The 10,262-nt window shown below is 75.1% G+C and carries 6 protein-coding genes; 2 read left to right on the top strand and 4 right to left on the bottom strand.

Features of this window, described 5'->3' with window-relative positions; genetic code table 11:
• On the bottom strand, nt 1-4,677 hold a 4,677-nt coding region (locus ABZ497_RS08510), incomplete at its 3' end, for a beta-ketoacyl synthase N-terminal-like domain-containing protein (protein WP_359804030.1).
• A gap of 317 nt (nt 4,678-4,994) precedes the next feature.
• A complete protein-coding gene (locus ABZ497_RS08505) occupies nt 4,995-5,978 on the bottom strand; it encodes a zinc-binding dehydrogenase (RefSeq protein ID WP_359804029.1) in 984 nt (327 codons plus the stop codon).
• A 111-nt stretch (nt 5,979-6,089) separates the two neighbouring features.
• Here ABZ497_RS08505 and ABZ497_RS08500 point away from each other — a divergent pair, with 111 nt between their 5' ends.
• Nucleotides 6,090-6,659, top strand: coding sequence for a TetR/AcrR family transcriptional regulator (locus tag ABZ497_RS08500; protein ID WP_329486225.1), 570 nt, complete (start codon nt 6,090-6,092; stop codon nt 6,657-6,659).
• Between the two features lie 40 nt (nt 6,660-6,699).
• Here ABZ497_RS08500 and ABZ497_RS08495 read toward each other — a convergent pair whose 3' ends face one another.
• Nucleotides 6,700-7,401: an SDR family oxidoreductase gene (locus ABZ497_RS08495; protein WP_359804028.1), complete on the bottom strand. Its 702-nt coding sequence runs from the start codon at nt 7,399-7,401 to the stop codon at nt 6,700-6,702.
• A 242-nt stretch (nt 7,402-7,643) separates the two neighbouring features.
• Between ABZ497_RS08495 and ABZ497_RS08490 the strand changes: the two genes are divergently transcribed.
• A complete protein-coding gene (locus tag ABZ497_RS08490; protein ID WP_359804027.1) occupies nt 7,644-8,687 on the top strand; it encodes a ketoacyl-ACP synthase III family protein in 1,044 nt (347 codons plus the stop codon).
• A gap of 84 nt (nt 8,688-8,771) precedes the next feature.
• On the opposite strand, the gene ABZ497_RS08485 is transcribed toward ABZ497_RS08490, so the two are convergent.
• Entirely contained in the window at nt 8,772-10,106 is a 1,335-nt protein-coding gene (locus ABZ497_RS08485; protein ID WP_359804026.1) for a helix-turn-helix transcriptional regulator, read from the bottom strand.
• Between the last annotated feature and the right edge of the window lie 156 nt (nt 10,107-10,262).

Here is a 10,262-nt window from a genome sequence, read left to right as displayed (position 1 = left end):
CGCCGCGATCTCACCCACCGAATGCCCCACCAGCACACGCGGAGCCACACCCCAGGAGGCCAGCAGCCGGAACAGCGCCACCTCCAGCGCGAACAACGCCGGCTGCGCCAACCCCGTACGACCCAGCCCCTCACCCGAGGCGACGACCTCCGCCACCGGCGCGTCGAGCACCGCACACACCTCGTCGAAGGCCGCCCGGAACACCGGGAACGCCCCGTACAACTCCCGCCCCATGCCCGCCCGCTGACCGCCCTGGCCCGCGAAAAGGAACCCCACACCCGCCCGAACCGCACCCGCCCCGGCGGTGACCACATCCGAGCCCAGCAGCACCGCCCGGTGCTCCAGCACCGCCCGCGACGTCGCCAACGACCACCCGACATCCACCGGGTCGATGTCACCCGAGGAGGCCAGCTCCGCCACCCGGGCCAGCTGCCCGGCCAGTGCCTCCGGCGAGCGCGCCGACACCACCCACGGCACCACCGGCATCGCCGGCCTCGCCGCCCGGTCACCGTCCACGGCGACCACCGCCGGATCCCCCTCTTCGAGGATCACATGCGCGTTGGTACCACTGATCCCGAACGAGGAGACCCCGGCGCGACGCGGACGGTCACCCGCGGACCACTCCCGGGCCTCGCCCAGCAACTCCACCGCCCCGGCCGACCAGTCGACGTGGGGTGTCGGGGTGTCCAGGTGCAGGGAACGCGGCAGCAGACCGCTGCGCAGCGCCATCACCATCTTGATCACACCGGCCACACCCGCGGCCGCCTGCGTATGCCCGATGTTCGACTTCACCGACCCCAGATACAGCGGCCGGTCCGCGTCCCGCCCGCGCCCGTACGTCGCCAGCAACGCCTCCGCCTCGATCGGGTCACCCAACCGCGTCCCCGTCCCGTGCGCCTCCACCGCGTCCACATCCGCCGCCGACAACCCCGCACTCGCCAACGCCTGCCGGATCACCCGCTCCTGCGACGGACCGTTCGGCGCCGTCAGCCCGTTCGACGCACCGTCCTGGTTCACCGCACTGCCCCGCACCACCGCCAACACCCGGTGACCCAACCGACGGGCATCCGAGAGCCGCTCCAGCAGCAGCACCCCCACACCCTCCGACCAACCCGTCCCGTCCGCGTCCGCCGAGAACGACTTGCACCGACCGTCCGCCGCCAACCCCCGCTGCCGCGAGAACTCCACGAACGTCCCCGGCGACGACATCACCGTCACCCCGCCCACGACACCCAACGCACACTCACCACCGCGCAACGCCTGCACCGCCAGATGCAACGCCACCAGCGACGAGGAACAGGCGGTGTCCACCGTCAGCGCCGGACCGGTGAAGCCGAAGGCGTACGCGATCCGGCCGGACATGACGCTCGGCGAACCACCGGTCAGCAGGAAGCCGTTCAGGTGCTCGGGGGCCGCGTGCCGCCGGGGTCCGTACTCCTCGGCACTGGCGCCGACGTAGACGGCGGTCGCGCTGCCGCGCAGGGTGTGCGGGTCGATGCCGGCGTGCTCGAAGGCCTCCCACGCCGTCTCCAGCAGCAGCCGCTGCTGCGGGTCCATGGCCAGCGCCTCCCGCGGCGAGATGCCGAAGAAGTCCGCGTCGAAGTCGGCGGCGCCGTCCAGGAATCCGCCGTGCCGGACCGGTCCGGGCGCCCAGCCCCGGTCGGCCGGGAAGCCGCTGATGACGTCGCGCTCGCCGGCGACCACGTCCCAGAGGTCGGCCGGCGAGGAGACTCCGCCGGGGAAGCGGCAGCCGATGCCGACGATCACCACCGGGTCGTCCGCCGCCACCGGCCGGACGGCGGCCGGGGCCACCGGGTCGGGGGCGGCGTCGAACAGCGAGCGGTGCACGTGCGCGGCCAGCCGGCGCGGGGTGGGGTGGTCGAACACCAGGCCCGTGCGCAGCGGGAGTCCGGTCTCGGCGACCAGGGCGTCGCGCAGTTCGACCGAGGTCACCGAGGTGAGGCCGAGGTCGCGGAAGGCGCTGTCGACGTCGACACCGGCCGCGTCGGTGCCGAGGACCCGGGCGAGGGCGCGGGTGACCAGGTCGGTGGTGGCGGCGTCGGGGTCGGGCGCGTCGGCCAGCCGCTGCCGCAGCGCTTCGGCGCGGGAGGGCTCGTGCACCGGGTCGTCGCCGCGCGGGATGCCGAGCCAGTGCCGGTCCCGCTGGAAGGCGTAGCCGGGCAGGGTGATCCGGCGGGCGCCGGTGCCCTCGAACAGGCGCGGCCAGTCGACGCCGACGCCGTGCTCGAAGAGCCGGCCGAGGGAGTTCAGCAGCCGCGGCGGTTCGGCCTGGCCGCTCCGGAGCGCGGGCAGGGCGAGGGCCTCGGGCCGGGTGTCGCCGATCGCGCCGGTGAGCGCGGCGTCGGGGCCGATCTCCAGGAAGGCGGTGGCGGCGCAGCCGCGGACCGCGTCCGCGAACCGCACCGGCTGCCGCACGTTGCGGACCCAGTGGTCCGGCGAGGCCGCCTCGGCCGCCGTGAGCGGGGCGCCGGTGACGGTGGAGACCATCGGGACGCGCGGCGGGCGGAAGGTGAGCCCGGCCACCACCTGGCGGAAGTCCGGGAGCATCGGGTCCATCAGGGGTGAGTGGAAGGCGTGGCTGACGGTGAGCCGCCTGACCCGCCGCCCCCGGGCGCGCAGTTGCTCCGCCACCTCGGCCACCACGGTGTCGACGCCGGACAGCACGACCGATTCCGGGCCGTTGACCGCGGCGATGTCGGCGGCGCCGGTCCGGTCGCCGAGCAGGGCACGGACCTCGTCCTCGGCGGCCTCGACGGCGACCATGGCCGCGCCCTCGGCGGGCAGCGCCTGCATCAGCGTGGCGCGGGCCGCCACCAGGGCGCAGGCGTCGGACAAGTCGAGCACCCCGGCCACGTGGGCGGCCGCGATCTCACCGACGGAGTGGCCGAGGACGACGTCCGGCCGGACGCCCCAGGACTCCAGCAGCGCGGCCAGCGCGACCTCGACGGCGAACAGCGCGGGCTGGGTCCGGCCGGTGCGGTCGAGGCCCTCGCCGGTGTCGATCGTCTCCGCCAGCGAGCCGCCGAGCAGGGCGTCCAGCCGGGCGCAGACCTCCTCGAAGGACCGGGCGAACTCCGGGTAGGCGGCGCGGAGTTCGCGCCCCATGCCGATACGCTGGGCGCCCTGGCCGGTGAAGACCAGGGCGAGCCTCGGCTCGTCCGCCACCGCGCCGGTCCCGGCGAGGCCGTCCAGACCGGCGAGCAGGTCGGCCGGGCCGGCGCCGACCACCACGGCGCGGTGGGAGAACACCGAGCGGGTGGTGGCCAGCGAGTGGCCGACGTCCACCGGGTCCGCGGCGGCCAGTGCGGTGAGCTTCCCCGCCTGGGCGCGCAGCGCCGCCGGGGTGTGGCCGCTCACCACCCACGGCACGGCCGGCATCGGGGTGGCGGCGGGGCGCTCGGGCCGGGCCGGGGCCTCGGTCAGGACCAGGTGGCAGTTGGTGCCGCCCATCCCGAACGAGCTGACCCCGGCCACCAGCGGCCGGTCGGGGCGGGGCCACGGACGCAGCTCCCGCGCGACCTCCAGGTGGAGTTCGGTGAGCGGGATGCCGGGGTGCGGGGTCTCGTGGTGCAGGGTGGCCGGGATGGCGCGGTGGTGGACCGCGAGCACCGCCTTGACCAGGCCGGCGATCCCGGCGGCGCCTTCGAGGTGCCCGATGTTGGTCTTGACGGAGCCGACCAGCAGCGGAGCCTCGGCGGCGCGCGGGGCGGCGAGTTCGGCGCCGAGCGCGGCCGCCTCGACCGGGTCGCCCACCGGGGTCCCGGTGCCGTGCAGTTCGACGTACTGGAGGTCGGCGGGGGTGACCCCGGCGGCCCGGTGCGCCGCGGCGAGCACGGCGCGCTGGGCGTCGACGCTCGGGGTGGCGAGGCTCTCCTCGCCGCCGTGGTTGACGGCACTGCCGAGGATGGTGGCCAGCACGGTGTCGCCGTCGGCGATCGCCGCGGCCAGCGGCTTCAGCAGGACGGCGGCGGCGCCCTCGCCGCGCACGAACCCGTTGGCGCGGGCGTCGAAGGTGCGGCAGACGCCGTCGGGCGACAGACCGCCCCAGGCGGCGAGCAGCGCCTCGTTGTCGGGACCGAGCAGCAGGTTGACGCCGGCGGCGACGGCCAGTTCGGACTCGCCGCGGCGCAGGCTCTCGCAGGCCAGGTGCACGGCGACCAGGGAGGAGGACTGTCCGGTGTCGACGACCAGGCTGGGGCCGCCCGCGCCGAGGACGTGGGAGAGCCGGTTGGCGATGACGCTGCGGTGCACCCCGGTGGCGGTGTGCCGGCCGAAGGTGTCGGGGCCGGCCCGGCGGCTCAACTCGCCGTACTCGTCCCAGATCGCACCGACGAAGACGCCGAGGCGGCCGGCGTCGGCGGGGCGGATCCCGGCGTTCTCCAGGGCCTCCCAGCCGACTTCGAGCACCAGCCGCTGCTGCGGGTCGGTGGCGTCGGCCTCCGACGGGGTCATGCCGAAGAACGCGGCGTCGAAGCGGTCGACGCCGTCGAGGTAGCTGCCCCGGGCCCGGCCGGGGCGCCCGGCGGGGGCGGCGGCGACCGCGTCGGTGCCGGTGCTCAGCAGCTCCCAGAACTCCTCGCCGCCCTGCGCACCGCGGAAGCGGCAGGACATGCCGATGACGGCTATCGCGCCGTCCGTCGCTTCGATCTCACCCACGGAGCCACTCATGCTTCCGGTTCTCCCACCGTCGATATGTTCGGGACAATGGCCGCACAGACGATCAGATACCGATGCTAGGCGTGAGAACCGTTCGGGCACTCCCCTGTCAAACCCCTACCGGAGGGGTCCCCCTTACCCCTTTTCGAATATCTCCGGGGTGCGCCGGGAGTTCCGCTCCGACCTGCGGAAAGGACGCCGGCGAAGGGCCGGGAACGACGAATGCGCCCGGTCCGTGGAACGGACCGGGCGCATGCGTCGTAGGGGTGACCGGCGCGGTGGTCACGGCCGCCGCCGTGACCACCGCACCGGGGGGACTACGGGACCAGGACGGCCTTGCCGAGGGTGGTGCGCTCCTCGAACGCGCGGTGTGCGGCGGCGGCCTCGGCCAGCGGGAACACCTGGCCGACGACCGGCTTCAGCGAGCCGGCCGCGGCGAGGTCGAAGGCCGTCTGGCGCAGCCGGGCCCCGTACTCGGGCTGCAGGAAGACCCGCGGGCCGAAGCCGGAGACCGAGACGCCGCGGACGTACAGCATCTCGGGGTCGAACTGCGGGGCGGTGCCGCCGGCGGTGCCGTAGACGACCAGCCGGCCGAAGCCCATCGCCAGCAGGTCGAACGAGGCCCTGGAGATCTCGCCGCCGACGCCGTCGAAGGCGACCTGGACGCCGCCGGGGGCGAGGTCGCGGACGCGCTGCTCCCAGCCCTCCTCGGTGTAGTCGAGGACGTGGTCCGCCCCGAGCTCCCGGGCCAGGGTGAGCTTCTTCTCGCCGCGGGCCAGCGCGATCACCTCGGCGCCGGCGTTCTTGGCCAGCTGGACCAGCAGGCTGCCGACACCGCCGGCGGCGGACTGGACCAGCACGACGTCCTTGGGCTGGATCGCGGCGACCTCGGCCACGCCGACGGCGACCACGCCCTGGCCGAAGAGCGCCAGCGCCTCGTGCTCCCCCAGCCCGTCGGGGATCGCCTGGACGGCGCCGGCGGGCAGGACGGCCAGCTCGGAGTAGCCACCGGCGGTCGGGGCGGCGCCGACGACCTTCCGGCCGACCCACTCGTCACCGACACCGGCGCCGACCCGCACGACCGTGCCCGCGACCTCGAAGCCGGGGGCGTACGGCAGCGGCGGGTCCGGGAACCAGGCGAACTGCTGCATCAGGCCGGACCGGATCTGGGTCTCGGCGTAGCTGATCCCGGCCGCGCTCACCCGGACCAGCAGCTGGCCCTCGCCCGGCTCCGGGTCCGGGACCTCGTCGACCTTGAGGACCTCGGGCGAACCGTACTCGTGGAACCGAACAGAACGCATGGGTGCGTCTCCTTGACTCAGCTGCCGTGAACTTCACCATAAGCGGACCGGCGGTCCGCTTGGTTGCGATAGCGTAGCCCCGGATCACCGCTGGATGTCAAGGGAGCTCATGTGGCCGTCAGGGAGCGCGCGGACGCCGCGCACAACCGGCGCAAGATCCTGGCCACGGCCCAGCAGCTGTTCCGGGACGGCGGCGTCGAGCACGTCTCGATGGAGGAGATCGCCGAGGCGGCCGGGGTCGGCAAGGGCACCCTGTTCCGGCGCTTCGGGAACCGCGAGGGCCTCATCGGCGCCCTGTTCGACCAGCTCACGGAGGACTGGCAGGACGGCGCGCTCGACCGGCTGGCCGACCCGGAGGTGCCCGCCCGGGAGCGCGTGCTGCGCTTCGTCGGCGAGCTCTTCGACGAGGTCGTGGTGCCCGGCGGCCCACTGCTGCGCGCCCTGGAGAACGCCTCCCGCTCGCACGCCAACGTGGGCCGGTACCTGCTCTGGCACGACGCCCTCGCCCGGGCGATCGCCGAGGCGCGGCCGGGCGTGGACGCCGGCTTCATGGCCCACGCCGTCCTGGGCGTGCCGCGCGCGGAGTTCGTCGACCTGCTCGTCGGCACCGGGATGACCATGGACGCCGTCCGCGCCGGGGTGCTGGCGCTCACCGACTCGGTGCTCACCGCCCCCGGCTGAGCCCACCGGCCGGGCCGCCGGGCCGGCGGGCCCGCCCGCGTCACCAGGCCGGCGGGAACGCGTCCACCACCTGGCCGGAGACGTGCGAGGACTCGGCGGAGAGCAGGAAGCGGGCGAGCGGCAGGTTGTCCCGCACCGCGGGCAGCGCGGGGTACGGGGTCTCGCGCCCCAGGGCGTCCGCCTTGCGGGTGAGGAAGTCGCGGGAGAGCGCCGTCTCCGCGACGATGCCCAGCGCGTTGGCCCGCACGCCCGACCCGGTGAGCTCCTTGGCGAGCGTGCGCACGTAGTGCTCCAGCGCCGCCTTGGCCGAGGCGTACGCGCCGAGCATGTCGACCGGCACCCGGGCGCTGTGCGAGCCGAGGGCCAGCACGCTGCCCCGCCCGGCCGCGCGCATCGGCGGCACCGCGTAGCGCAGACAGCGGACGAAACCGAAGAACGTGGCGTCGAAGACCCGGTTCAGCTCGTCGGCGCCGACCTCCCAGCCGTACCCGACCGCCGAGGCGTCGCCCGCGCTGTAGACCAGGCCGTACGGGGCCGGCGAGACCTCCGCCACCTGGGCGAAGAACGCCGCGACGCTCCCCTCGTCGGTCACGTCGACCTGCCGGTACAGCACGCCGCCACCGGACGGGCGGACGCTGCGGGCGCCCGCGATCACCGTCCGGCCGGCGCCGGCGAGGTCCTCGGCCAGCGCGGCGCCGAAGCCGCTGCTCGCCCCGACTATGACGACTGCGGACTCTTCCACGTCAGACTCCCGGGCTGCGGTGGTGGTACCCCTGCGGCCATTTCCGTCGAACACGGCCGATCGCTATTCTGCACACCGCTCCCGTTCCTTTCCGCGGGAAATAGGCCCGGTAGGGGTTGTTTAGGGGCTGCCAGTACCGCGACACCCGGTTATGCTACTGTCCGCCGCCTTCCGAGCAGGATTTCCGGAAGTCCCGGCATTTCCTCGAATCACCCGTCCGAGCCCGCCGGGAGCAGGTTTCCGTGATATTCGACGACCTTTATCTGGACGGCATCGCCGCCGTCGTCCCGGACTTCGTCACCGTCGCCGACGCGGCCGCCCGGGGGCTCTGCGACGAGGAGCTGGCGACCGGGACGGACTGGCTCTCGGTGGCCGTCGCCGGTGACGTCTCCGCACCCGACATGGCCGCCCGGGCCGGGCGGGACGCGCTGGCGATGTCCCACCACGACGCGGCGGACATCGCCGTGCTGATGCACGCCAGCGCCGGGCACCAGGGCCCCGACATCTGGTCCCCGGCGCACTACGTCCAGCGGCACACCATCGGCGGGTACGGCCCCGCGCTGGAGGTCCGGCAGGGCTGCAGCGGCATGGTCGCCGCCCTGGAACTGGCCGGCTGCTACCTCACCGCCGCCCCGGACCGCGGCGCCGCCCTCGTCACCGCCGCCGACAACTGGGCGCATCCGCTCATGGACCGCTGGCGCGGCACCAAGTGGGCGCTGTTCGGGGACGCCGCCTCGGCCCTCGTCCTCTCCCGCCGGCAGGGCTTCGCCCGGGTGGTGAACGTCTGCGCCTCCTCGCTGCCGGACCTGGAGGAACTGAACCGCGGCGGGGAGGCGCTCTTCCCGCCCGGGGCCACCATCGGACACCGGGTCAGGCTGCGCGAGCGGGTCGAGGCGTTCCAGGGCGACCAGGCCGAGATGGCGAGGCTCATCGGGCAGGCCGAGGCCGGGCTGATCCGCCGCACGCTCGACGAGGCCGGCCTGAAGCCCGGTGACATCAGCCGGGTGACCCACCAGAGCGCCGGGCGCAGGAGCATCGTCGAGCACATCCTGGAGCCCTTCGACGGCGATCTGCGGCTCGGCATGTGGGAGTTCGGCCGCCGGCTCGGCCACACCGGCGCCAGCGACCAGGTCTGCGGCCTCTACCAGCTGCTCGCCGGGCGGGAGGTCCACCCGGGCGACCACGTCATGCTGCTGGGCACGGGTGTCGGCATGGCGTTCGCCTGCGCGATCGTGCAGGTCCTCGACGAACTGCCCGCCACGGCGGCCCCGATCCCGCTGCCCTGACGCCACCCGCCGGGAACGCCCGGGGGCCCGTCGTCCGACTGCCGCAGGCAGTGGTCGAACGACGGGCCCCCGCCGCGATCCGGCTCACCCCAGCTTCCTGCGCAGCTCGCTCCGGCCGGCCACCCGCAGCTTGCGGTAGGTACGGGTCAGGTGCTGTTCCACCGTGCTGACCGTGATCGACAGGGAGCGCGCGATCCGCTGGTTGGTCTCGCCCTGGGCGGCCAGCAGGGCCACCCGCTGCTCCGACGGGCTGAGCTGGTCCAGGAACCCCGCGTAGCGGTCCGTCACCTTGTAGCGGGCGACCCGGTGCGGGGCGGCGCCGGGCAGCTCGCCCCACTGCAGGGCCCGCAGCGAGGAGAGGAACCCGGGCCGCCCCGAGGTGTCCTGGAGGGTGGCGAACAGCTCCTCGCGCAGCTCCTGCCGGCGCCGGCCGCGGGCCGTCGCCCGGCCGAACACCCGGGACCGGTCGCCGGCCGGCACCGCCCGGTCCAGCTGGGAGTCGACCATGGTGAGCGCGTTGTCGTGGTCGCCGACGCCCAGGTAGGCCGCGGCGGCCGCGAGCCGCCAGGCGTAGAGGTCCGGGTCCAGCCCCCAGGACGCCAGCAGCCGGCCGCAGCTCATGAAGTCGGCCAGCGCGGACCGGTGCTCGCCGGCGGCGAGGTGGAAGTGCCCGCGGGCGTACAGGTAGCCGAGGCAGTGCCGGGTCTCGTACATCGGCGCGGGCACCGGGCGGCGCACCCACTCCTTCGCGGCGCCGGGCTCCGCGAGGTCGGTGTACCCGGCGACCAGGCAGGCCAGCGGCCCGCCGATCCAGGCGCCCCGGCGCTGCGGCGGGACCATGTCCAGCACGGCCTCCGCCCGGGCCAGCCCGACCAGGATGTCGCCCCGGTGCAGCGAGGCCTCCGCGCGGGCCGCCAGCAGCCGGGGCGCCCAGGTGTCGGCGGCGAGCCGGACGGCGTCCGGCAGCACTGCGTCGCACCAGGAGATCGCCGCCTCCGGCCGGTTGCTGTGCACCAGGGCCGTGACCGCCGCGAGCACCGCCGAGGCGGTGTCCTCGCGGAAGGCGCAGGCGGAGAGCGCGGAGGCCGCGCCGTCCGCCGGGTCCGGCAGGCCCGGGTCGCCGAGCAGCCGGCTCGCCAGGGCCCAGGCCGCCCGGTGGCGGACCGGGCCGCTGTCCTCCTCCCCGCCCGCACCGGCCGCCGGGCCGCCGGACGGGACGCGCTCCGCGTCCGCGGCCACCGCGCGCAGCAGGCTCGGGAACTCACAGGCGACGAGCAGCCGGTCGGCCGCCGCGTCCAGGTGACGCTGGTCGTCCCGGGCGCCGCCGCCCGCGTCGCGCCGCCGCTCCAGCACCGCCAGCAGGTCCTTCGCCTGCCAGAGCAACTCGGGGGCCGTCTCGGGTCGTTCGACAAGATTCATCGGTGGTTCGCATCCCTCCGGGACCACGGGCCGCATGGTCCGGTCATGGCGCGGGCACGGCCGGAGCACAGGCTCGGCCCGGCGCGCAGGGGCAGACATGGGTGACGTACGGGCGGGGGCGGGGTGCGGCACGGAGCCCGCCGTCCGGCGCGAAGG

Source organism: Kitasatospora sp. NPDC005751, assembly GCF_040630835.1.
Lineage (GTDB): Bacteria > Actinomycetota > Actinomycetes > Streptomycetales > Streptomycetaceae > Kitasatospora.
The sequence above is the reverse complement of the archived record's forward strand: the minus strand, read 5'-3'. Positions and strand labels throughout refer to the sequence as shown.

Bases quoted from the DNA above. Each gene is read 5' to 3' on its own strand.
- ABZ497_RS08485 (WP_359804026.1), bottom strand. From the start codon at position 10,106: ATGAATCTTGTCGAACGACCCGAGACGGCCCCCGAGTTGCTCTGGCAG.
- ABZ497_RS08505 (WP_359804029.1), bottom strand. From the start codon at position 5,978: ATGCGTTCTGTTCGGTTCCACGAGTACGGTTCGCCCGAGGTCCTCAAG.